Below are 24593 nucleotides of genomic sequence, written 5' to 3' on the forward strand. Positions count from 1 at the left end.
TTAATAAAATGTAATATGATAGATTATATCCGTGCGAAGTACGAAGCCCCTTATCAACTTAGAACCGAGTTAATGGATTTTATCACAGAGGTAAACACCACAACAGGCGAAACGAGTGGTAAAATGGTAGGGTTATACAACCAAATGAAGATAATACAATACCCCTCTAGGAGTGTATATATAGAGGGCAGTTTGCATAAGTTTTTTAATAAGGCAGATTTTAACGGTAACGATTTTAATAGTCAGGATTTATCCGTAACCCTTTACGAGATAGAAAGGGTACTAGGTTTAACACCTCAACACCTAAAGCTGACTAACTTAGAATTTGGGGTAAATGTAACGCTCCCTTTTGACCCTCAAAAGGTACTCAATAACCTACTATTTTACCAAGATAAAGAGTTTACCAAGAGCATAACGGCAGGTAACTTTAGAGAGGTGGAAAAAACGCAGTATTTCGTAAAGATATACGACAAGTACAGGCAGTATAACGGCGATGATATAGAGGTAACCATAGTTAAGAACATACAGCCGAATACTTTTCGTTTTGAAATGAAGTACAGGAAAATGGAAAAACTCAACGATGTAGGTATAACTTACCTTACGGACTTATTGGATACTGAAAAAGTGGAGCAATTAAAATACAGGCTACTAGAGTGTTTTAACGAGGTCTATTTTTACGATTTTACAATGCGTACCGATAAGATGAACAAGAGGGAGAAAGAAGCCATAAAAGACTACTGCAACCCTAATTTTTGGAGTAATATAGATGATAAGCGTAAAAAACATAAACACAAGCAGGATTATAATAAAATCGTTGTGAAACATAGCCAAAATATCAAGGCTAAAATATCCAATTTAATAGCTGAAAAATGGGACGAACTTTTGGCAAAAAGTGGTGACCAAATGACCGATATTTTAAATCAAAAGTGGCGACCAAATGACCAAGATTTAAGCAGTAAAAGTGGTGACCAAATGACCGATATTTTGGAACCCCAAAAAGCGACCAAATGCCAACTAGTATATAGTGTCATTCGGTCGCCTTTTACCCCTCTTGAAAAAACGGCTAAAAACGGAATAAAAAAAGAGGGTAAAAATGGGGCGATTGAAGACGAAAAAAAAGAGAGGGTTTGCGAGGTTACGAAATTGGATATTTCAATGCAGAAAAAAGGGAGCAAATTTTTATGTTTCACGGGGCTAAAATATTATTGGAAAAATGAGCGAAAAATATTCAACGATTTAGAGAAAAAATATCTGCCGAGAAATAAGAGGGGTGTAAATTTGGAAGACAAGATTTATTTCATCGCTCACAATATCCGAAACGCTAAGTTCAACAAGAAACACAACAGGGCTAAGTTTGAGGCTAGGCATTACCCTGATTGGCAAATGCGGTTATTTTAACCAAAAACACCTCAAAAATCAATTTAAAAACATTTCTAATGTTAGGATATTACTTAGTAAAATATAATTGATTTTTGATGCCTTAAAATCATTTTTAAAGATAAGGGTAAAATATGAACCCAATGGGCACGGTTTAATTTACTTTTAGTTTAGTCCTCTCCATATTACCAATTATTTACATTTACACTATCACTTACACTATCGGCATTTTTAGCATTGTTTGGTATGCGATTTATGCGAGTGGCATTTTTTGGTTACGCTCAATATCCGTATTTGAAAAATAAGAAGGTTTTAATCTATCTAAATACTCAAAATACAGAAAAGTAAACTAATGGTTTACTTTTAATCCGCTTAAACTTACTGTTTGTATTCCCCTTTGTGTTACCGTTTGCGTCCGTATTATGGGCACTATCTAAAATAACATCTATTTGATACAGTTTCTGACACGGTTCTTGATACGGTTGTTAATACAGTTATTGATACAGTTGTTTATATTTGTAATATGGAAGACACAAAGGGACTAGGATATACGAGTGCAGATAATAAACCTTTATTTAAACTAATGGAGACGGTGTGTATCACTCGTAAGAGTAGAAACCCCTTTATAAACTTTGAATGCTTCGCTAGTGCCTTACAAGTAAACACAAAGAAGTTACATAGTATGCTAAAAGATAGGCAAATTCCTGATGAGGTTATCGTTGGAGGGTATGAGGCTTTAAATCCAAAGAAACGCCCTTTATTCTACCGAGATAAGGCACTAGAGTATATAAAACAGTTGGGGTAAATATAGGCTAAACTAGGGTAAATATGGGGTAAAATGGGGTAAGTTAGAAAAGCGGTAATGTTCGGTAAATATTCGGTAAACTGCGGTAAAAGAGAAAGGAAAAAGGTTCATTAAATATTCACTAAACTTCACTAAAACGAAATGTTCAGTAAATATTCAGTAAACTTCAGTAAAAATAACCTCATCAAATATTTAATGTTTTTAATATCCTCTAAGGGGAATTTTTGGAGTCCATAAAAAAGGGTAACAGTTGTTACATTCTGACACTATAAAAAGGGTAGGTTGATAGGGGGTAAAAATACCCCCTTTTCATTTATTCAAAATGAGGGTTAAAATGAGTAAAACGCCCCTCGGTGGTTACAACGGTGGTAACAAATTTTCAAAAAATAAGTTAAAATATTGATTATCAATATATGGTTGTAGTCCTCATAGGGCTACAAACTACGCTTTTAGGCACTTTTCACGAAGTGCCTTTTATTTTTTCTGTAAATAATCAGAGATAGAATTAAGTGAGAACAAAGAATTTTCTGAATAGAAAGCCCTAACTTTGCAAGATATAATTTTTTTGAAATGCAAATCGGAATTACTCAAACACTCGAAATAAAAGAAAAAACAGATAATGGTTGGTTACTTGCATCAGCTAGCGGTGAACAATGCCTACTCCCTAATATTTTCACTTTACCTAATATGGAGATAGGGGACAGCCTAGAGGTATTTGTTTATCAAGATGAAGGAATCCTCAAAGCGACTACGGAAATACCTCTTTGCCAAGTTAATGAATTCGCCGTTCTCAACTGTGTGCAAGTATTGCCTAGCGGTGCTTTTATGGACTTAGGGATTATCAAAGATTTATTTGTACCTTATAAACAACAAAAGGGTAAAATGCAAGAGGGAAAACGCTATCTTATCTATGTTTATATAGATGAAGAAACAGGGTTACTTACAGGAACTACCAAATTTAAAAGAAATCCTCAATATCAAAATTTATCATTAAAGAAAGGGGAGAAGGTAAACCTTATTCTCATGAATGAAACAGAATTAGGGTGGAATGTTATTATTAACCAAAAGTACATTGGATTGGTTTATAGTTCAGATGTTTACCAAAAACTTTATCCATTAAACGAAATAGAGGGGTATATTAAAAACATCAGAGAAGATGGTAAAATAGATGTAAGTCTGCAACCTGAAGGTTATACTAATATAGATGAATTCAAACAAAAAATATTAGATAAACTAGATGAAAATTATGGATTACTCTATCTATCTGACCAGTCATCTCCAGAAGAAATAAAGACTGAACTCCAGATGAGTAAAAAGAATTTTAAAAAAGCCATTGGAGGTCTTTATAAAGACAAAGTGATAGAAATTTTAGACGATAAAATTAAACTTCTATAAAAATGACTAAGACTATTTTTTATCTAAAAACCTGTAGCACTTGCAAAAGAATTATGCAAAATTTAGATTTATCAGGTTGGAATTTAAGAGAAATCAAAAGCGAGCCTATAAACGAAGAAGAGCTTTCCCAGATGTATGCTATTACAAAGTCTTATGAAGAGCTTTTTAGTAAGCGTTCTACTCAAATTAAAACAAACAATATAGATGTAAAAAAGTTGAAAGAAGAAGACTTCAAAACACTTTTGTTACAGCATTATAGCTTCTTAAAACGACCTGTATTTCTTGTAGGGAAAGAAGATATCTATATAGGTAATAGCCCTAAAACTATAGAGGCATTACAACAAAAGTATTTTTAGAAAAAAGAAGGGGCAAAATCAGCCCCCTTTATTTAATATTGTTGTTAAGCTAGTCTTTCCAAAAGCTCCATTTAGTTCCATTAAAAACAGCCAACCTTTTAGCTCCTGATTTGTTTATAAAAACCATCATTCCTGGAGCTGGATTTATTATATTTTTAAAATCATTTACAATAGGTAATACCATTGCTTTAGATTGAGACTCCAAAACTAACACGCCATCAGCAGAAGTATTTGGATCTCCAATAATCACTTTAGAATCACTTTCATCTCCTACTCCAACAGGCTGGTATAATAAGCTAGAAGTAACATTGCCATCTTGTTGACTTAAATCAATCCAACTTCCATTGAAGTATTTCATTCTAGCTTTTTCGGGATTTTGAACATCTAAAACAATTGTTCCCTCTACTGGTGATGAAGGCAATTCTCTTACATAAGGTACTACAATCCCTCTGTTTTCATTGTTAGAGAACTGTAATAAAATAGATTCTGTATCTGTTGTGTATGTGCCTATCTCTCCTCCAATAATCACTTGTGAAAGAGATTTTACAGAAACTAAAAGACAGAATATTGCAATTATATTTTTCATATTTTTTTATTATTATAATTTATTTTATCTAAGGACAAGCTGGAATATTATAACATTTCCAAGACCCATCACTATATATTTTTAAACATTTTTCGGTGGTATCGTATACTATCATACCTTCCTTAGGTTTAGTGATTGCTGTTTCTGGCTCTGCCATTCTTGTTACAACAAATCCTTTTTTATTTGATTCTAAAACTGTCCATGCTCCTTTTCTTAACATAGGCCAGTCATCTGTTGATGCAACTTCATTATGGCTACCAGCTCTTTTTAATAGTGTAATTCCATGATTTGTAGAAAGTGCATCTCCAATAGTTGTAGGTTCTTCATAACAAGCCCCTATGAGATTAATAATAACTGTAGAAGTTGCAGTATTGGAACACGTTCCCGAAACATTATAAGTAAAGGTATAAGTTCCTGGATTAGCAAATGCACCAAACCATTCATTATCCACCAACAGATTACTATTGGTAGTTTCCTCCCAAGTTCCATAATTATCGTAAGAACCATTGAGGTATTGAAATAAATCAATACCACTCGTTATTTGATTTTTATTTAAAGTTACTGTTTGTCCCACTCCTGCGTTAGGGTTATCTTGATTAGATTCTGTTAAGTTGAATGAAATAAAATTATCAATACAAGAATTTGGGTTTGGATTATAGGATAGTTTAGCTGTATATAAACCTACATTTGTAGAAGATTGAAAAGGATTAAAATTAAGTGTATTATTACCTGTAGAGGAAGGTGAAATTTCTATCCCATCCTTATACCATGCAATATCCATAAAACTAAGCCCATCTATAAATAGCTTTCCACTTTTTCCATCGCATAAATTGCTAGGCTTTATGGTAGGTAATTTGTTCCTATTGACTCTAAGACTAGCAATAATAGAGTTTCCACAATTATCGCTAATTCTCACCTTGTAAGTACCTTCGGATAAATTAACAAATACTGGATCTATACCATTATCTATAGAAAAAGCAACATCGTCTTTTTCAAAAATTTCGTATTTCAAGGGTGCTATGCCTATAGCGTCCAAAATTAGATTATATGTATTATCAGCACAAGATACCGTATAGTAGTTCTTAAGACTAAGCCCACCAGGTGCTACCATAAAAGTGTCAACTATTTCTTCGCAAATGCTAGTAGATGTTGTACCATTGTTATATACCTCATATCTGGCCCTTGTTCTAAATTTGCCTGATAGAGTTACATTATTTAGAATACCTGTATAGTTAGATACTGCTCCCGGTCTTGATAATGTACCTATTTTTTCCCAAGTATTAGTATTCTCATTAAAATGCTCTAAATCTATATATGGATTATAGACATTAGACGTTATTTTCGCTGAATAATTAAAGCTACCACAATTATGCGTAACATTAGATGTAATCTTTATATTAGCTCCCGCCAATGTTACTGTAGCTTGCTCTGGTATTCCACAACTATTACTAGCTTCAAAAACATAAGTTCCAGCAGGTAAACTTCCCACAAATGCACTTCCATTAACAATGGCATTATCTATATTTACTGGATAGGTATTGGAATAAGAACTAGGTCCATTCAGCACTCTAAGTTCTGTGATATCTCCAACTTTAGTATTATCAGAATTTCCTGTTATTTGTAAATAGACACTCCCTGTAGCATTACAACCCTCTCTAATTCCTCTATTTCTTAAAATAAATCCTGAAGAAATTGTAAAATTTCTTATAGCTACATGACCACAAGCATCCGTTATTTTAAAAGTATAATTACCAATTGGAAGTGCTTTATTAACGTCTCCAAAATAGACAATAGGAATATCAGTCAATGTAGCTGAGTAGGAGCCCGATACAAAATTATTATTCAACTCCCAAGGTTTGAATTGAGGGGGATATTGTGTAAATTCTAGCTTATACGCGGGAGCGGTAATATAGTTTCTTATTCCTATATAATTCTGTCCACAAACACCTGCATAGGTGATAACTTCTGGATTTAATGTCCTTGCTGGTATATTGTTAATCTGTGTATGCGTATTACCACATGCATCTGTTAAGCTTGTTTCAATTTTAAAAGCTTGATTATAATAAAAAGGGATATCAGTTACATTTAATTTACCATTCTCTAAGTTGTTATTCATTGTATAATTTCGAGTGGTAATACTGCCATCAGGTGCTGTAATTTTGTAGGTTATTTGTATTGGAAATTTCTCTACAGGAATATTAGAACTTCCATTTCTTCTTATATTTATGATATGGTTATATGTATTACAAGATGATAAAAAATTAAAACCTAACTGATTAGTTGTAGCAGTAACAAATGTATAGTTATTTGTTTCAGCAGTTGTTGTAACGCTAAGACCTTTTGTATTACCACATTTGTCTGTGACAATTACATTATAAGTTCCAGCAGGTACATTATTAAAGATATTACTAGCTTGAGGCGGTCTCACTACTCCTGCAGAAGTTCTAAGCTCATAACTTATAGGAAAACCAGAAGATACATTCACTGTAATATTTGCTAATCCACAAGAATAATTAACATCATTACTGAAGTTCAACTCTTTAAATTCATTGGAGATAGAAAAACTTGCAGTTTGGCTTCTTGACTCTAATCCTCTTATTTCATTAATTTTAACTGAATAATTCCCAGCTGGTAAACTACCTTCCTCATGACTTAAAGATGTTGAATTTGCTATAACTGAATTTGTCACTCTGTACGGCGTACTAGTATTAGGTAACTTATAAGTAACAAATTCAAAAACAGAACCTACAGTTGTGTTACCGATATTTATAATAGCTTTTCCATCTCCTGTACATGTTTCTGGAACAGTTGTGATATTTATAGTAAATTGTGCCCAAAATAACATTGGTAGCAATACACCAAAAAATAACAATAATTTTCTCTTCATTTTGTAAGGTTTAAATTCGACCCACAAATTTATATAGAGAATGAAAACTATTGATATACAAATGTTAATTATTCTTTTTTTTGTGTACCACTCCTTACTCTAGAGATAGAAACAGGAGATACATTTAGCCTAGAGGCTATATGTTTAAGAGGTACTACTTCCAAATATCTAGGGTAATGTTTTTCTATAAAATAATAAGCTTCCGTAGCATCACTATATATTAATCTATTGAGAATATCAAGACTTCTCATAAAATAACTTTCCATAATCAGGACGCCAAATAATGCCCAATCATGATAGGTTTGATAAAGATTAAGTAATTCTTGTTTTTTCAAAATATAAACTTTAGAGTTCTCATATAATTGCATATAGCATTTGGATGGAATATTTTGTTTATAACTCTCAAAATCAGTTAAAAACATTCTCTCTGGCTCAATCCAAAGTGTGTTTTCTTCCCCATTATCATCTATAATATAGCATCTTACTATAGAACTTTCTGCAAAAAAAATAAAGTCACAATAATCACCTTCTAGTAAAATATGTTCTCCTGATTCTAAATATATATCATCAAATTTCTCTATGCCTAAAGATAGAATTTCCTCATTAAATCGAGGATGAAAATTTAAAATGTTACCTTTCAAAATATCATTTTTATTCATTTCTAGCTCGTTTATAGTGTACAAATATAATATTAAGTAACTATAATAGTTAAACACATGTGCAGCATATTACTTTTCCAATAGAAATTTTTATTATTTCAACTTCTGAATTAAATATTTTAACCTATTTTTGGACATAAATAAAATTAGAAGTAAAATGAAAAATTTTGGTATTGCTGTTTTGGTTTTAGGAGTATTGGCATCTTGTAATAAAAAAGAAAATGAAAAAAACTTTGTAAATCATACTTCATCAGAGGTAGTTCAAGAAGGCGTTACTGATAAAAATGAAGCTCCTGAAACTTACGAAGGAGTATTTCCTTGTGCTGATTGTAATGGGATTAAGGTTACTTTGACTTTAAACCAAAAAGATTGGTCTTATCACATGATTTCGGATTATATGGATAAAGAAAAGTTTGAAAACAACGGAACTTTTACATGGGATGTTACTAAAAAATTTATTACACTTACCGATGGAGAAGATGCTGAGGAGCAACAAGTATTCTACGTTTCTGATAAAGGTCTTTTCTTAGTTCCAGAAGTTGGTTCTAAGGATATTAAAGAAGATTATCATCTTACAAAAAAGTAAATCTAATGTTAATTTTTTTTCATTTAAAACCAGCCTCTCCTAAGTTGGTTTACTACGGCATTTAGATTGAAATTAAACATAAATCTAATTCGCTTAGAATAGTCTTTAAAAGAAGGTTCAAATCCTAGAGAAGACTGGATAGGGAAGTAGATTTCAAACAAATCAGGGATAACTTTTAGACTTGCACCTGTATCCCATATAAAGCGTGGATATTGGCTTTTGTTTTTATACAATCCTACATCTGCATATATACTAAAGAAACGGAACGAATGCAAGTCTATATTAACGCTATTTATCCACTGGTTTGCGGTATTATTTATGGCGGATTTAAATGCTCCTTCCGCCATTATAAACTGTCTTGGAGCAAGATAACTAGCATTAGATTGCCTAATAATGCTATAAGCAAAAGCATAATTGGATAAGGAAGAAATACCAAAATCAAAGTAAGAATTTCTTGTTTGATTCTGTAAAAAATAACCTCCAAAAAATCTTAAACTAAGTTTTTTATTTTGTTGATATTCCCATCTGTAAAAGGCTTCTGCTGAAATTTTGCTAAAATCTCCACCTGCTTGGAAATTGGTTGAAAATAGCTTTTCATGTATAGCTTTTCTATCAGAATAGGTATAATTTATATTGAATAGGCTATATTTATCATAATCGTTCATTTCTTGCATCAATGGGCTTAAATCTCTTGTAAGATGCTGAAATGAAGCCCCAAATCTTTGCTCTATTTGACTTCTAGCATCTTTAGGCAAAGTGATATTAGAAAAAATTGTTAGTCTTCTAAAAGCCAAGTCTTTATTATAGTGAAAATACGTAGCATTTGCTCCTATTCTCCAATTTTGAAAAAAACTGTTAGGTGGTAAAATATTATAGGAGACTCCTGCTGAGCCAGTAAGTTTATTAGTTCCTGTACTATAGTAAGGCATTACAGAATAAAGGAAAGGCTTGTCTAAAAGATTACTGTTACTTATACGAGCTCCTATAAGTACTTTATCGTAAAAATTATAATTTAACCAAGGTGAAATATAAATTTCCTCATATTCTGGGTCTGGAATATCGGTGTAAAATTTTAGCCTTGGCTTTTTCATATTATAGAATATTCCTTTGGTATAGAGGTAGTTATTTCTGACATTATATTCGGGGAGAAGATAGTCATCGTTTATTACGATTTTTTCTACATCGGTTTGTGGAATGTGGTAAATTTCTTTCTTTTTGTTTGAAGAATCATACCAATATAGACTATCTTGATTGTCAAAATTTGTAACTTTTAATTGAAATGGTACTTTTTCCTCAGTATTTTTGTGAATATGAACAAGCAGTTCATTTTCTTGTTTTTCAACCTTTTTAATTTTGAAATCTAATCTGTTTTTTTTCCTGATGAAATTAGCTGCAAAATTTGCAGAATATTTGGATTCAATAATGAGTTGATTTAAGAAATCTTCTTTATTGATAACCGTTCCGTTATGCTCAGATAAATATCTTTTAAGAAAGTTATTAAACTGATTTACGCCCATTTTTTCAGCAATAAAGTTAAATAAACTTCCTACTTCCATTTGGCTTACTGCCGTGGTGTTAAAGTTACTCATTAGTTGGAGTGGCGTGTCTATAGGCTGATCAATATTTTGGCTGGTAATGTATTGATAAGTAATCCCATACCGTTCTGTAAGCTTAAGTTTAGAAGCATTACTCCATTTTAGAGGGCTTATTTTAAAAAGAGTGAGTTTATCAGGTAATTGCCCTAAGAGCTTTTCATCGTTATAAACGGTCTTTAGATACCTTATTTCTAGGTATGTTTTTAGCCCGTTTTCAATCCAGTGAGCGTTAAGCTTATCTGTTTGTAAAAGATGTTCTACACACTTTTTTGAAATGATAGAGAAATAATGGAGGTCGTTTTTTTGAGCATCGCTGAACATTTTAAGCTTAAACTTCCCGAGCTTAAAATCATCAATTCCTGTAAAGTTATTTTCGTTTTTAGTTCTTTCACTTATGAGTATTTTATTAGGTAATTTACCTAAACTTTCTTCTATGAAATTGAGCTGAAGCGGCACATAAAAATAGAGCGATTGTTTTTCTTCTTGACTTATAGGATAGGCAAACTCTACTAAAGTATTTTTGTATATTATTTTGAAATTTTCCTCATTATTTTTTAATGAAATTGCAAATTCAGGGTCTGTATTTAGAGTTCCTGTAAAGTGGTTTGGCTGAACTTCTTGCAGATTGCTACTTGCGTTAAGTAGAGGGTTATCTAATTGTACGTCCCAAAAAACACCTATATATTGTTTTTCGTCCAAATTTTGGAAATACCTTGGTGTACCGCTGGTATTAGGAACTAGAAAAAAATACTTTAGTAAAGCTTTTTCTTTTTCTGAATACCAACCAATACCTGTGTATTTGGAATGGGGAAGTTGTAGTTCATAGGCTAGATTGAGTTCTATTTTATTATCTCTACTTTTGATATTTTCTAATGGAATAGTAATAATTTCTTGGTCAAGATTGGTATATTTTTCACCGTTGATACTTAAACCTTTTAGATAGCCTCTATCTTTTGGTTTGGAGAAATAGAGGTCAGTTTTTCGAGCTTCTAGCATTCTTTTAGCTAGGGTGGTGTTTTTAGCTTGATAAGCTGCTGTCCAATTCAGAAGCTGAAGGTTATCCGATTTTCCGTTTTGATAGTGAACGATTTTTTGATTGATAATAACCCTATTTTCTTTCGTTTCGGGAAAGGAAACTTTAACCCAAACACTATCTTGCTGAGCTTTTACAGCACAACTTAGAACAGAAAATAAAAATATTAGAATAGATGGTAACGCTTTTTTCACAACTTAAAAATGTTGCCAAAGATACATTTTTAGATGATATAAAAATAAAAAAAGAGCTATCATAGATATTTCTATAATAGCTCTTGTGATTGCTATAGAGACTCTTGATAAGCCTTCCAACCCTCTATTTTATACTTTAGAGAAGCTTGTTCTGCATCATCAGATTTGTAAATACCTCTACCTACGATTATAAAATCGGTATGGAGTTTTTTAAAGGCGTGTTCAGGCGTGTTGTATTGCTGTCCTTTAGAATCGCCTTTGTCTTCAAGATTAATACCTGGTGTGAAAAGAAGCATCTCTTCAGGTAAAGCATCTTGAGAAACGCCACCTATAACATTAGGGTGCGTTTGTGCAATTTTAATAGCTTTCTCACGGTAATTAGCATCTGTAAGTGTGCCTTCAGAGGACATTCCTAAAATGGCAATCACACCTGAATTTAAGAAATAATCTAACGAAGAAGCGCCGCCAATCACTTGTGAAGTAATTAAATCTGCCCAAGACGAAATGCGATACACTCCATAAGAATACTGTAATTCTTGAGTATTACCAATATCTGCAAACTTTCGGTCTTCCATCAATAAGAAATTATGCTTTTGTGCTAAATCTTTGAGCGGAAGTATGGTATTGTCAAAATCAAAATCGGTGATGATGTCAATGTGCGTTTTTAAAGCTACAATATTAGGCCCCACCTTGTCGGCAAAGTCTAGTAGTTCCTTAGTTGTAATAACATCAGCAGAAGCTATAAGGTTAGATTGTTTTTCTAAGGCTATTTCTAATAATCTTTTGGCAACGGGCTGTTTAGCGTGAGCAATTTTAGACTCATAAGAAAGTCTCTTTTTCTCTTGAAACTGAATCGGATTTCCGTCTAAAAACTGATTTATTTGCGTTATTTCCTCTGCTGATAATAAATTTTCTTGGTAAAGCATTTCGCACACTTCTCTTATTCCGAACAGTGTATGTACACGGTAGCCTTGCTTTTCTAACAATTCTTTTCCACCTTGTTCTCTGTCTAGCACTACTACAATATCGGTTACTTTAATCCCTTCTTTTTCAACTTCAGGGATAGTTTCAAGCAATGATTTACCGCTAGTAATTACGTCTTCTACTAAAAGACACTTTTGTCCTTCCTTATAAATTCCTTCTATTAGTTTTTTAGTACCATAGGCTTTAGCTTCTTTTCTTTTAATGATGAGCGGTATTTCACTCTCTAAAGACATTGCTGTTGCCATAGGTAGAGCTGCATAAGGTACGCCACATATCAATTCTGTATCTTGTGTATCTGTAAGATTCAGAAGGTAAGATGCTAGTTTTTTAAGAATTTTAGGGTCAGAAGCTAATGGTCTTAAATCCACATAAAATGGACTTTCTATACCACTTTTTAGTGTAAACTTTCCAAATTTAATAATTCCTAGTTGATAACATTCAAGGAAAAAGTCTTTTTTTAGATTCATTAGATTAGGTTTTTGCAAATTTAATATTTTAGACCTAAACCTAAAAATTTTCATTAAACGCTCTATAGATAAAAAAATACAGTATTTAGTTTAAATAATAATTTACTCAAAAAACACTTTTGTTAATACAAATGACAAAGTTTTAATATAATGTAGTATAGAATAATATATTTTTATTTATTTTAAAAATAGAAATCATTTCTAATAATGCTAATATATATAATGTCTCTATAGATTAAAATCCTTATTCTTAATGAATTATAATGAAAAACAATGTTGTAGTCTATTGGAAATCAAATTCCCCCCTCACCTTTTAATAATAAATTTATTATACTATTAAATAAAAGTCAATAATAATAATTTTAATTCAAAAAATGCAACCAACCAATTTAAATTATACACTTGTTTAGTTTTTTTTTGTTGAAAAAATATTTTTAATATTGTAGGACAGTTTTAAAACATTTGTATTTATGAAAAAATCTATTTTAGGGACAGAAAATTTGTTGCCAATAGCTGCAAGTTTTTTATTGTTGCCAAATTTTGTCTTTGCGCAAAATGCGGAGCAAGTAAAGAAGATTAGAGAATCTTCTAATTTGAAACAGCTGAATGTACTACAAAAGGGGTTTGGGAAATCTACCCTTAGTGTAAAAGAATTGCAGACTAAAGCTAAAAGTCTTAAAATTCCTTTTGAGGGAGAGAGTAATGGTAGGTATTACCAATTAAGAAGTTTTGACAAAAAAGGAAGACCTCTTTACTACATTACATACAACTCAGGAGCTGCCGAAGGTACAGGTACTAATAAACTCCATCCAGAAGCGGGAGTATTCAATTTGGAAGGAAGTGGAATGAAGGTACACGAATGGGATGGTGGAAAGGTAAGAGTTTCTCATAAAGAATTTGGTGGAAGAGCTACGCAAAAGGATAATTCTGCAAGCCTTAGTGAACATGCTACCCATGTAGCAGGAACAATGGTGGCTTCTGGAGTAGATGCATCTGCAAAAGGTATGGCTCCTAAAGCTACACTAGATGCTTATGATTGGAATAGTGATGAAGATGAGATGACTGCCGCCGCCGCTGATGGAGCTATCTTATCAAACCATTCTTATGGATATGTAGGAGGCTTTGCTTGGGGAAGTTGGTCAGGACAGCAAGGATGGCATTGGTTAGGTTCTGATGATGATCTTGAATTTAAAGGCTACGGAAAATATCTAGACTCCGATAGAGAGTGGGATTTGATCACTCTAAATGCACCTTACTATCTACCAGTAAAAGCTGCGGGAAACCCTAGGGGAGATGGTCCTAAAGTAGGGGAGACACATTATGTTCGTGATTCTTCTGGAAAATGGATAGCTTCGACCAAGAATAGAAAAAAGAATGGAGGTGATGATGGATTTGACTGTGTACTTTATGGTGCAACTGGGAAAAATCTGCTAGTGGTAGGTGCTGCACAGAAGATACCTGGAGGCTATAAATCTCCTACAGATGTAAAGATGGCTTCATTTAGTGCCTTTGGACCAACAGACGATGGAAGGATAAAACCAGATATTTCTGGAGTTGGAGTGGGGCTTAGGTCCTCTGTGAGTTCTGGAGATACTGATTATGCTTCCCTAAGTGGAACCTCTATGGCATCTCCCAATGTTACGGGATCGTTGCTTCTATTGCAAGAACATTATTCTAAGTTGAATGCAGGAAATATGATGAAAGCTGCAACATTGAAGGCATTAGCAATTGCAACTGCAAATGAAGCAGGAGCAGCCCCTGGACCTGATTATGCTTCTGGCTGGGGATTGTTGAACGCATTTGATGCAGCGAAAACCATATCCTTAAATGGGAAGTATTCTTTAATCCAAGAAAACACATTAAATAATGGAACCCAAACTTCATTTGATGTTGTAGCGGCAGGAGGCGCTCCTCTCAAGGTAACTGTAGTATGGGCAGACCCAGCACCTAGCACATTGAGCAACGAAGAAGTTTTAAATGATAGGTCAAAGATGTTGGTGAACGATTTGGATGTGAGAGTAGTAAAAGATGGTGTGGAAGTATTACCTTGGAGATTAAATCCTGATAATCCAGCAGCTCCAGCCGTTAAAATGGATAATGATGTGGATAACGTAGAGCAGGTAGTGATAGAAAATCCAGAAGCTGGTGCTACTTATACTATTGTTGTAAAACACAAAAGAGACTTAAAGAAAAACGAGGTAAGTCGTGATAGCGAGGGGAATCTTATAGTTAATCTTGTACCAGCTACTTCTCAAGACTATTCACTAGTAGTTACTGGTATTAATAATGGTGTAAGAAATAATTTAGCAGTTACTGATGTAAAAGTTGCGGCGACGCCTTTAGAATACAGCACTAGTACGCCTGTAGATTTTAAGATAGAAAACAAAGGTAAAGATGCGTATAGTACAGGAGCTAAGTTAGTTGTTAAACTTTTAAATAAAGATAATAATCAAGTAGAGGCAACAGGAGAATTAGATATACCATCTATTTCTCCATCAGATAAAACAGTCTTGACTCATCATTTTGATTTATCTAAATCATTTGTTAATTATTCTGTTGAAGCAGAGTTGGTTTATGCTGCAGACGAAATAAGTTTAGACAATAAGCTATCAACATCAGCTTATGGTATCGTGGCAGATTTAACACCAGATATGGCTTCGCATAAGTTCGGTTTTGAAGATGATTTTAACAAAAATGGTTGGACTTCTGAAGATAAAGATGCAGACGGAAGAACCTGGAGAAAATATGATGATAAAAGTTTAGCTTACGAAGGCAATTCATTTGCACTTAATTTCCCTGGTGAAAAAACAGATGTAGATGACTGGTTCTTTTCTAACCCTCTGAAACTTAAGAAAGATGTTCTTTATAGAGTTGTATTCTACGCAAGAAAATTCCAAGATTTTAAAGAAGTTGTAAGTGTCTCTTTAGGTAACAATCCTAATAGCTTGTCTATGACGACAGAACTTATACCTAGAGTAGAGGCTACAGGTAAGTACAATAGATATTTCTATGAGTTTAAAGTTCCAACAGATCAAGTAGCTTATATAGGATTCCGTCATAAAACAGAGGGTACAGACAAGTCTTATGCATTTGCAATGGATAATGTAAAGTTTGAGTACGCAGAAAGCAAACCAAATGTAGACTTCTCGGTTGATAAAGTACAAGCTAACTCTTACGAAACAGTAAGTTTTAAAAATGCTACGATGACGGCATCTACACTTCCTGTAAGTTCTTGGGAATGGACTTTCGCTCCAAATACAGTAACATTTAAAGATGAAACTTCTCCCAATTCTGAAGCCCCTAAGGTATCACTTGCGGAAGGCACTTACAGCGTTACTTTAAAAGCCAAAAATGGTAAAGGAGAAGATGTATTAACTAAAAATGATTACATCACAGTCAAGAATACAGCTACGGTAGCAGGTTTCAAAGCGAATACACAAGAAATATTTGAAGGGGAGGCAGTATTATTTACTAATAATTCTACGGGTAATCCAGAACCTAATAAATTTGAGTGGACTATCACACCGTCTGATGGTGTAGAATTTACAGGTGATACAAAATCTTTTACTGAGAAAGATTTGAATGTTAAGTTTACTAAGAAAGGTCTATATAAAGTAAGTCTAAAAGCGACTTCGGATCATAATTCTGATAAGGTAGAAAAAACAGACTACATCAATGTTAAAAAGGTATATAATAGTGTAGATGATTTGACTTATAATTTTGAAAACTCTACTAATTTATTAACCTTAAAATGGCAACGTCCTGACCTTAATCCTATCTATAAAGAAGGTTTTGAAGATGAAGATGGGGTCTCAATGCCTAGCGGTATGACGGTAATAGGAGATCAGGGCTCTTCTATTCTAGATTGGAATCTTACAGGGGTATATAAGAAGAGCGGAGAGTATGGTGTAAGATCTTATGCGTGGTTTATGAATCCGTTTGATGCCAATAGTATACTGATAACTCCTAAACTAAGAAAAGGAGCAGAAGTTCTTAACTTTAATGTATGGCATCGTTACAAAGAAAGATATGATGTCTATGTAGTGGAAGCTCCAGCTTCTGGAAACGCTCCTACAGCGGAGGAAGTGAAAGCTGGGCATAAAGTCTATACCTTTGAAGCCACTGGAACTAATCCTACATTTAAGTTGGAGTCTGTTAATATCAAAAACTATACAAACAAAGATTTCTTTGTAGCGTTCCACCACAGAACTAAGAAAGACGATAATGGCTTTATACTAGCATTAGATGATATAGAAGTAGGATATGATAACTCTGTGGACGGAAAAGTAGGGGCAACTGTAGGTACTCAAACTCTAAGCAAAGAGGCGCTTCCTGATTTTAAAGCCGACTTCTTAAAAGGAGATAAGCTAGTAACTAGAGAGATGCTGTTACCAGAAACTTCACTGAATAGTGGTATAGGCAGCAAAGTTTCTTTCGGAATATCTACTGTACCTCATTTAGTAGGTTACGAAGTGGTTAAAGATGGAACTAAGGTAAGTGATATAAACGATTACAACACCCGTCTATACAATGAAACAATGACCCAAAATGGTACTTATACTTACGATGTATATGCGGTATATTCTGACGGAGTTAAGTCTGATAAGCAAACGGTAGTTGTTAATATCACCACAATTGCTACATCAGAAGTTGATGCTAATACAGGATTAAAGGTGTATCCAAACCCATCTAATGGTAATTTTGTAGTAGAAGCAGTTTCTACTGTATCTGCACTGAAAGCTAGTGTTTACGATATGTCTGGAAAACAGATTTTATCCAACGAGTACAAAGGAAACAGATTTGAACTCAATTTAACCCAACAGCCTAAAGGTGTTTATATCTTAAATCTAGTAGATGATAAAGGTGTAAAACACAATGTAAAACTGATGGTTAAATAAAAATTGAGACTTTAAATAAGAATTCAATTTTAGAAAGTCGGCTCACAAGGTCGGCTTTCTTTTTGATATATATAATGAATTTTAGAAAAAATATGTATATTCGATACCAACTTTCAATCTGAAGACTCAGTATTTCACTTTAGAGTAAATTAAAAAAATATCAATATTTTTTTCAGTAGTGATTATCAGAAAAAAGTTATCCTAAGAGAAAAGCAGATAGTATGAAAATTAGAGACCTTTAATTTAAGAGGAGAGAAATATACTGATAGATAATAAACGTCTTTTTCTTATATGTAAAGAATCAAATGATTAAACATTTTGAGAGTTGCTTTTAAAAGTGTTATTTTTGCCACTTTAAATTGAACTATGCAAAGAAGTGTTATAAGAGGATTAGGTTATTATGTTCCTGATAATGTAGTAACTAATGATGATTTGTCAAAACTAATGACCACTAGTGATGAGTGGATAACAGAGAGAACGGGGATTAAAGAAAGAAGACATCGTAAAAATAGATGTGATGCAGAAGAAACTACGGCTTATCTAGGTTTTAAGGCTGCAGAAAAAGCAATTAAAAATGCAGGGTTGGAGGCTAAAGATATAGATTATATTATCTTTGCTACATTATCTCCTGATTATTATTTCCCTGGCTGTGGAGTTCTTTTGCAAGAAATGTTAGGTTGCAATACAATAGGAGCATTAGACATTAGAAACCAATGCTCTGGTTTTGTTTATGCTATGAGTGTAGCTGATGCCTTTATAAAAGCGAATGTTTACAAAAATATATTAGTAGTAGGGCAGAAATACACTCTTTTGGATTAGATTTTTCTGATGAAGGTAGAGGAGTTTCTGTTATTTTCGGAGATGGAGCAGGAGCAATGGTGTTATCAGCTGCCAACTCTGAAGAGTCAGGAGATGTTTTAGCGGTTAATATGCATTCCGAAGGAAAATATGCAGAAGAATTAGCAGTGAAATTCCCAGGTACTAAACATGGTTGGAGCGACCGTTTACTAAACGATGCAGATGCCATCACTAAGCAAGAGTTATATCCTTATATGAATGGGAACTTTGTATTTAAACACGCGGTTACTCGTTTCCCAGAAAGTATTTTGGAGGCATTGGATAAAGCAGGAAAAAAAGTAGAAGATTTAGATATGTTGATACCTCACCAAGCCAATATTAGAATTGCACAGTATGTTCAGCAATTACTTAAATTGCCTGAAGATAAGGTGTTTATCAATATACAGAAATATGGCAATACAACGGCTGCTTCTATTCCGATTGCTCTTTGCGAAGCTGTAGAAGAAGGAAGAATAAAAAGAGGTGATTTGGTTTGCCTTGCGGCTTTTGGTAGTGGGTTTACGTGGGGAAGTGTCTTATTTGAGTACTAATCAGATACTTTTTAATACATTAAAATTAAGGCTTGAAATAGATATACATTTCAAGCCTTTTTATTTGGTGCATTACTAAATAATTTCTCGTTTTTCATTATATTTGTGGACTAATAAAAATAAAAAGTTAAAAATGAGTAATACTTACAAATCTGCTGGTGTAGATAAGGAAGAAGGGTACAAAACCGTAGATAAAATAAAATCTGCCGTAGCCGAAACTCACAACAAAAATGTACTTAATAATTTAGGGAGTTTTGGGGCATTTTATGAAATTTCTAATTATAAAAATCCTGTTTTAGTAAGCGGTACAGACGGAGTAGGGACGAAGCTAAAAATCGCTTTAGATACCAAACAGTATTCATCTATAGGGATAGATTGTTTTGCGATGTGTGCCAATGATATTTTGTGTCATGGCGCTCAGCCTTTGTTCTTTTTAGACTATTTAGCTTGCGGAAAGTTAGATGCAGATGTAGCCGCAGAAATAGTTTTAGGAATGGTAAAGGCTTGTAAGGATAACAATTGTGCTTTGATTGGTGGTGAAACTGCCGAAATGCCAGGTATGTACCAAGTAGGCGATTATGATGTAGCAGGTTTTTGTGTAGGAGTTGTAGAGAAAGACCAAATTATAGATGGTTCTAAAATTGAAAAAGGTCAGACCATTATTGCTTTGCCAAGTTCTAGTTTCCATTCTAACGGTTTTTCTTTAGTAAGAAAAGTCTTCCCTGATTTTTATGAAGAGTTCAATGGAGAGCCTATTTATAAGACTCTTTTAGAACCTACAAGGTTATACTATCAGCCTATTCATAAACTAATGAAAGAGGTAGATTTAAAAGGAATTGCACACATTACAGGTGGCGGACTTATAGAGAATGTTCCTAGAATTATCCCTGATGGATTATGTGCTAAAATAGATACCTCAAGAATAAAAATCCCTGAAATTATGCTAGAATTAGAAAAAAGAGGTGGTGTAGAAAGAATGGAAATGTTCGGCACATTCAATATGGGAGTGGGTATGGTAGTTGTGGTAGATTCAGCGGATAAAGATAAGGTATTATCCCTTGTTGAAGATGCTTATGAGATAGGAGTTATAGAGGAACACTCAGAGAAAATTGTACTACACTAATTATTTTTTAATATGAAAAATATTGTAGTTCTAGTTTCTGGTTCGGGGAGTAACCTCCAAAGACTTATAGAAGCAATAGAAAACGAAGAGATTAGCAATGCTCAAATAAGTATGGTGGTTGCAGATAGAGATTGCTATGGTTTAGAACGAGCTCGTAAATACGGAATAGAAACTTTACTGATTAAAAGAGGAAAAAACTTTTCTTCTGAATTAAAAGAGCGACTTCCTAAAAATGTGGATTTGATTGTTTTAGCGGGTTTTCTGTCTATCATAAAATCACCATTAACTGAAGAGTACCAAGGTAAAATGATTAATCTGCATCCTTCATTATTACCAAAATTCGGAGGTAAAGGTATGTGGGGAATGAATGTTCATAAAGCTGTGTTAGAAGCAGGAGAGAAGGAAACTGGTGCTACGGTACATTTTGTAACCTCTGGAATAGATGAAGGAGACATTATCTTACAAGATAAAGTTGAAATATCGCCTAATGATACCGCTGACAGCATCGCCACTAAAGTACACGAGATAGAATATAAAATCCTACCAAAAGCAGTAAATATTGTACTGAACGGTTTAGTGTAAAATATTAAATGGTTTACCTACTAAAATAAATAATCCCGTCTTAAGTTTTAAGACGGGATTATTTGTTTAATTTCTAATTTCTCAATTTTAAATGCAACTCTTCTAATTGTTCTTCTGCAATGTTGCTTGGAGCATCTATCATGACATCTCTACCGCTATTATTTTTAGGGAAAGCAATGTAATCTCTAATAACTTCATTACCATCTAGAATAGCCACTAATCGGTCAAAACCAAAGGCAAGTCCGCCATGAGGTGGAGCTCCATATTTAAAGGCATTCATTAAAAATCCGAATTGTGCCTCTGCTTCTTCTTCTGTAAAACCTAGCAAATTAAACATTTTAGATTGTAGATTTCGGTCATAAATACGAATAGAACCACCACCAATTTCGTTACCATTAAGTACTAGGTCATAAGCATTGGCTCTCGCTTTATCAGCTTGATTTTCTAGTAAGTGTAAATCTTCTTTCTTTGGAGAAGTAAATGGATGATGCATTGCGTGGTAGCGTTGAGTTTCTTCGTCCCATTCCAAAAGAGGGAAGTCTATTACCCAAAGGGGTGCAAATTCATCAGGCTTTCTTAAACCTAATCTGTTACCTAATTCCATTCTTAGAGCAGAAAGTTGAGTTCTTACGGTGGAAGCCGTTCCACTCATGATAAGCATTAAATCACCTGCTTTCGCTCCGAATTTTCCAGCAATTAGTTTTAAATCTTCTTCAGTATAGAATTTATTAACCGAAGAGGTTAGTGTTCCGTCCTCTTGATATTTCACCCAAACCATTCCAGTAGCACCTATCTGTGGGCGTTTTACCCAATCTATAAGTTCATCTATCTGCTTTCTAGTATAGTTTGCACAGCCCTCTACATTGATACCAACTACCAATTCTGCTTCATCAAATATTTTAAAATCTTTTCCTTTAACGATTTCATTTAGTTCAGTAAATACCATTCCAAATCTGATGTCTGGTTTATCGTTACCATACTTCTGCATAGCTTCAGCAAAGGACATTCTAGGGAATGTTCCGAAATCTTTCCCTGTAACTTTCTTTAGGAGATGAGTCGTCATACCTTCAAACACATTCATAATATCCTCTTGCTCTACAAACGCCATTTCACAGTCTATTTGGGTGAATTCAGGCTGTCTATCTGCTCTTAAATCTTCGTCTCTAAAACATTTCACTATTTGGAAATATTTATCCATACCACCTACCATTAGGAGTTGTTTAAAGGTTTGTGGAGACTGCGGTAGCGCATAAAACTGCCCCTCATTCATACGGCTAGGCACTACAAAATCTCTAGCTCCTTCTGGAGTAGATTTAATGAGTACTGGAGTTTCTACCTCTATGAAACCTTGGTTAGAAAGATAGTTTCTCACCTCTTGTGCCATTTGACTGCGGAAAACGAGTTTATTTTTCACAGGTGTTCTTCTAATATCCAAATAGCGATATTTCATTCTAAGTTCTTCACCGCCGTCTGTTTCATCCTCTATGGTAAAAGGCGGAAGTTGAGATTCATTTAAAATATTTAGTTCTTCTACCAATATTTCTATTTCTCCTGTAGGGATTTTAGGATTTTTGTTACTTCTTTCAATAACCTTTCCTTTGGCTTGTATTACAAATTCTCTTCCCAATTTTTTAGCTTTCTCTAGTAGCTCTTTAGTAGTTCTTTCCTCATCTAAAACAAGTTGAGTGATACCATAGCGGTCTCTAAGGTCTATCCAGACTACGAAACCTTTATCTCTTATCGTCTGTACCCAGCCAGAAAGTGTTACGTTTTCATTAAGATTTTTTAGCGAAAGTTCGCCATTGGTATGTGTTCGGAACATAATATTCTTTAAGTATTATAGTTTATTTTACAATCTGTGCAAAGATACGGAATTGCCCTCAAAAAATATTTTTCTTTCACTTTTTTTATTTTTTTTGATTTAAAGAAGGTTTGGTATCGTATAAAATAATAAATTTGTCGTAGATTTATAATTTTAGGAGAATATATATGTGTGGAATTGTTTGTGCTTTTGATATAAAGCAATCGGCGGAGAGTCTTAGACCTCAGGTATTAGAAATGTCAAAAAAGATACGTCATCGTGGTCCAGATTGGAGTGGTGTGTATAGTGACGATAAAGTGGTTATCGCTCACGAGCGTCTAGCTATTGTGGATCCTACTTCTGGGAAACAGCCACTGTTCAGTCCTGACGGAAAGTTGGTTTTAGCTGTAAATGGTGAAATTTATAATCATAGAGAAATTCGTAAAAGATTTGAGGGGAAATATCAGTTTCAAACAGAATCAGACTGTGAAGTTATTTTGGCTCTTTATCAAGAGAAAGGTAAAGATTTTGTAGATGAACTTAATGGTATTTTTGGATTTGCCCTTTATGATACTGAAAAAGATGAATATTTTATCGCTCGTGATCATATGGGGATTATTCCTCTGTACATAGGTTGGGATAAAAATGGAACTTTTTATGTAGCTTCGGAACTTAAAGCTTTAGAAGGTTATTGTTCTAAAATAGAAATATTTCCTCCAGGACATTATTGGCATAGCAAAGATGCTAAGTTTGAACAGTGGTACAAAAGAGAATGGAGAGCGTTTGATAATGTAAAAGACAATACCACTAATCTATCTGAACTTAGAGATGCTTTGGAAGCTGCTGTTCATCGTCAGTTGATGTCTGATGTACCTTATGGTGTTTTACTTTCAGGTGGCTTGGACTCTTCCATTACTTCTGCCATAGCTAAAAAATATGCTGCTAAAAGAATAGAAACAGACGACCAATCTGAAGCGTGGTATCCTCAATTACATTCGTTTGCGGTAGGATTAGAAGGTTCTCCAGACCTCAAAGCAGCGAAAGAAGTAGCAAAGCATATAGGAACCATTCATCACGAAATAAAATTCACAATACAAGAAGGTTTAGATGCTATAAGAGATGTAATTTATTACCTAGAAACTTATGATATTACCACTGTAAGGGCTTCCACACCAATGTATTTAATGGCAAGAGTAATTAAATCTATGGGAATAAAAATGGTACTTTCTGGAGAAGGTTCAGATGAACTTTTTGGAGGTTATCTTTATTTCCATAAAGCTCCGAATGCAGAAGAGTTTCATAATGAAACGGTAAGAAAACTAGATAAACTTTACCAATACGACTGCTTAAGAGCTAATAAATCTCTTATGGCGTGGGGAATAGAAGGACGAGTACCTTTTTTAGATAAAGAATTTATGGATGTAGCTATGCGCATTAACCCGAAAGATAAAATGGTTACCCCAGAACGAATGGAAAAGTGGGTACTTAGAAAAGCTTTTGAAGATGTTTTGCCAGAATCAGTAGCGTGGAGACAGAAAGAGCAGTTTTCTGATGGCGTAGGCTATAGCTGGATAGATAAACTCAAAGAGTTAGTAAATGAAAAGGTAACAGATGAACAATTAGCTAATGCTAAGTTTCGTTTTCCTGTACAAACGCCTACTTCTAAAGAAGAGTATTACTATAGAAGTATTTTTGAAGAGCATTTCCCGTCAGAAGCGGCAGCACTTACTGTTCCGTCTGTACCATCTGTGGCGTGTAGTACACCTACGGCATTGGCTTGGGACGAATCTTTCAAAAATATGAACGATCCTTCTGGAAGAGCCGTAGCAAAGGTACATACAGAGGCTTACCGAAAGTAAAGATTTTATTAAAAATAA

15 protein-coding genes and 1 pseudogene are annotated in these 24593 nt (G+C 33.8%); 10 read left to right on the plus strand and 6 right to left on the minus strand.

The window, feature by feature from the left end; genetic code table 11:
• Window positions 1-15: 15 nt before the first annotated feature.
• The 4 genes from RA0C_RS01825 (at window position 16) to RA0C_RS01840 (ending at window position 3933) form a co-directional block, all read left to right on the plus strand.
• Window positions 16-1398, plus strand: coding sequence for a hypothetical protein (locus RA0C_RS01825; protein WP_013446723.1), 1383 nt, complete (start codon window positions 16-18; stop codon window positions 1396-1398).
• 502 nt (window positions 1399-1900) lie between these two features.
• Window positions 1901-2182, plus strand: coding sequence for a hypothetical protein (locus tag RA0C_RS01830; RefSeq protein WP_013446724.1), 282 nt, complete (start codon window positions 1901-1903; stop codon window positions 2180-2182).
• Window positions 2183-2752: 570 nt separating this feature from the next.
• Window positions 2753-3577 carry a CvfB family protein gene (locus RA0C_RS01835; protein WP_004919338.1) on the plus strand — a complete coding sequence of 275 codons (825 nt, stop codon included), beginning with the start codon at window positions 2753-2755 and terminating at the stop codon, window positions 3575-3577.
• A gap of 53 nt (window positions 3578-3630) precedes the next feature.
• Window positions 3631-3933, plus strand: a complete 303-nt coding sequence (locus RA0C_RS01840) for an arsenate reductase family protein (RefSeq protein WP_004919335.1) — start codon at window positions 3631-3633, stop codon at window positions 3931-3933.
• 49 nt (window positions 3934-3982) lie between these two features.
• Here the strand turns inward: RA0C_RS01840 and RA0C_RS01845 are convergent, their stop codons facing one another.
• From RA0C_RS01845 to RA0C_RS01855, 3 genes are all read right to left on the minus strand, one after another.
• Window positions 3983-4519 (minus strand): hypothetical protein, encoded by a 537-nt coding sequence (locus RA0C_RS01845; protein ID WP_004919333.1) that lies wholly within the window; start codon window positions 4517-4519, stop codon window positions 3983-3985.
• Between the two features lie 28 nt (window positions 4520-4547).
• Entirely contained in the window at window positions 4548-7406 is a 2859-nt protein-coding gene (locus RA0C_RS01850) for a hypothetical protein (protein WP_004919331.1), read from the minus strand.
• A 68-nt stretch (window positions 7407-7474) separates the two neighbouring features.
• Window positions 7475-8065 carry a Crp/Fnr family transcriptional regulator gene (locus RA0C_RS01855; RefSeq protein ID WP_004919330.1) on the minus strand — a complete coding sequence of 197 codons (591 nt, stop codon included), beginning with the start codon at window positions 8063-8065 and terminating at the stop codon, window positions 7475-7477.
• A 157-nt stretch (window positions 8066-8222) separates the two neighbouring features.
• Here RA0C_RS01855 and RA0C_RS01860 point away from each other — a divergent pair, with 157 nt between their 5' ends.
• The gene (locus tag RA0C_RS01860; protein ID WP_004919328.1) at window positions 8223-8651 is read left to right on the plus strand and encodes a copper resistance protein NlpE; all 429 of its coding nucleotides are present in this window, start codon (window positions 8223-8225) and stop codon (window positions 8649-8651) included.
• A 23-nt stretch (window positions 8652-8674) separates the two neighbouring features.
• Here the strand turns inward: RA0C_RS01860 and RA0C_RS01865 are convergent, their stop codons facing one another.
• Window positions 8675-11473, minus strand: coding sequence for a gluzincin family metallopeptidase (locus RA0C_RS01865; RefSeq protein ID WP_004919325.1), 2799 nt, complete (start codon window positions 11471-11473; stop codon window positions 8675-8677).
• 92 nt (window positions 11474-11565) lie between these two features.
• Window positions 11566-12924: an orotidine-5'-phosphate decarboxylase gene (gene pyrF, locus RA0C_RS01870; protein ID WP_004919323.1), complete on the minus strand. Its 1359-nt coding sequence runs from the start codon at window positions 12922-12924 to the stop codon at window positions 11566-11568.
• A 470-nt stretch (window positions 12925-13394) separates the two neighbouring features.
• On the opposite strand from pyrF, the gene RA0C_RS01875 reads away from it, so the two are divergent.
• The 4 genes and pseudogenes from RA0C_RS01875 (at window position 13395) to purN (ending at window position 20915) form a co-directional block, all read left to right on the plus strand.
• Window positions 13395-17822 (plus strand): S8 family serine peptidase, encoded by a 4428-nt coding sequence (locus RA0C_RS01875; RefSeq protein WP_013446727.1) that lies wholly within the window; start codon window positions 13395-13397, stop codon window positions 17820-17822.
• 366 nt (window positions 17823-18188) lie between these two features.
• A pseudogene (locus RA0C_RS01880) lies at window positions 18189-19210 on the plus strand (3-oxoacyl-ACP synthase III family protein).
• A 133-nt stretch (window positions 19211-19343) separates the two neighbouring features.
• Complete coding sequence (purM, locus tag RA0C_RS01885; RefSeq protein ID WP_004919320.1) at window positions 19344-20333, plus strand: phosphoribosylformylglycinamidine cyclo-ligase; 990 nt, start codon at window positions 19344-19346, stop codon at window positions 20331-20333.
• Window positions 20334-20345: 12 nt separating this feature from the next.
• Window positions 20346-20915 carry a phosphoribosylglycinamide formyltransferase gene (purN, locus tag RA0C_RS01890; protein WP_004919318.1) on the plus strand — a complete coding sequence of 190 codons (570 nt, stop codon included), beginning with the start codon at window positions 20346-20348 and terminating at the stop codon, window positions 20913-20915.
• Window positions 20916-20988: 73 nt separating this feature from the next.
• On the opposite strand, the gene aspS is transcribed toward purN, so the two are convergent.
• Entirely contained in the window at window positions 20989-22737 is a 1749-nt protein-coding gene (gene aspS / locus RA0C_RS01895) for an aspartate--tRNA ligase (RefSeq protein WP_004919317.1), read from the minus strand.
• 167 nt (window positions 22738-22904) lie between these two features.
• Here aspS and asnB point away from each other — a divergent pair, with 167 nt between their 5' ends.
• Window positions 22905-24575 (plus strand): asparagine synthase B, encoded by a 1671-nt coding sequence (gene asnB, locus RA0C_RS01900; RefSeq protein ID WP_004919316.1) that lies wholly within the window; start codon window positions 22905-22907, stop codon window positions 24573-24575.
• Window positions 24576-24593 lie beyond the last annotated feature (18 nt).

The organism is Riemerella anatipestifer ATCC 11845 = DSM 15868 (assembly GCF_000252855.1).
GTDB classification, from domain to species: Bacteria; Bacteroidota; Bacteroidia; order Flavobacteriales; family Weeksellaceae; genus Riemerella; species Riemerella anatipestifera.

What these genes read in the sequence shown, in the direction of transcription:
- RA0C_RS01825 (WP_013446723.1), top strand. Translation starts at nt 16, where the DNA reads ATGATAGATTATATCCGTGCGAAGTACGAAGCCCCTTATCAACTTAGA.
- RA0C_RS01830 (WP_013446724.1), top strand. Translation starts at nt 1,901, where the DNA reads ATGGAAGACACAAAGGGACTAGGATATACGAGTGCAGATAATAAACCT.
- RA0C_RS01835 (WP_004919338.1), top strand. Translation starts at nt 2,753, where the DNA reads ATGCAAATCGGAATTACTCAAACACTCGAAATAAAAGAAAAAACAGAT.
- RA0C_RS01840 (WP_004919335.1), top strand. Translation starts at nt 3,631, where the DNA reads ATGCAAAATTTAGATTTATCAGGTTGGAATTTAAGAGAAATCAAAAGC.
- RA0C_RS01845 (WP_004919333.1), bottom strand. Translation starts at nt 4,519, where the DNA reads ATGAAAAATATAATTGCAATATTCTGTCTTTTAGTTTCTGTAAAATCT.
- RA0C_RS01850 (WP_004919331.1), bottom strand. Translation starts at nt 7,406, where the DNA reads ATGAAGAGAAAATTATTGTTATTTTTTGGTGTATTGCTACCAATGTTA.
- RA0C_RS01855 (WP_004919330.1), bottom strand. Translation starts at nt 8,065, where the DNA reads ATGAATAAAAATGATATTTTGAAAGGTAACATTTTAAATTTTCATCCT.
- RA0C_RS01860 (WP_004919328.1), top strand. Translation starts at nt 8,223, where the DNA reads ATGAAAAATTTTGGTATTGCTGTTTTGGTTTTAGGAGTATTGGCATCT.
- pyrF (WP_004919323.1), bottom strand. Translation starts at nt 12,924, where the DNA reads ATGAATCTAAAAAAAGACTTTTTCCTTGAATGTTATCAACTAGGAATT.
- RA0C_RS01875 (WP_013446727.1), top strand. Translation starts at nt 13,395, where the DNA reads ATGAAAAAATCTATTTTAGGGACAGAAAATTTGTTGCCAATAGCTGCA.
- purM (WP_004919320.1), top strand. Translation starts at nt 19,344, where the DNA reads ATGAGTAATACTTACAAATCTGCTGGTGTAGATAAGGAAGAAGGGTAC.
- purN (WP_004919318.1), top strand. Translation starts at nt 20,346, where the DNA reads ATGAAAAATATTGTAGTTCTAGTTTCTGGTTCGGGGAGTAACCTCCAA.
- aspS (WP_004919317.1), bottom strand. Translation starts at nt 22,737, where the DNA reads ATGTTCCGAACACATACCAATGGCGAACTTTCGCTAAAAAATCTTAAT.
- asnB (WP_004919316.1), top strand. Translation starts at nt 22,905, where the DNA reads ATGTGTGGAATTGTTTGTGCTTTTGATATAAAGCAATCGGCGGAGAGT.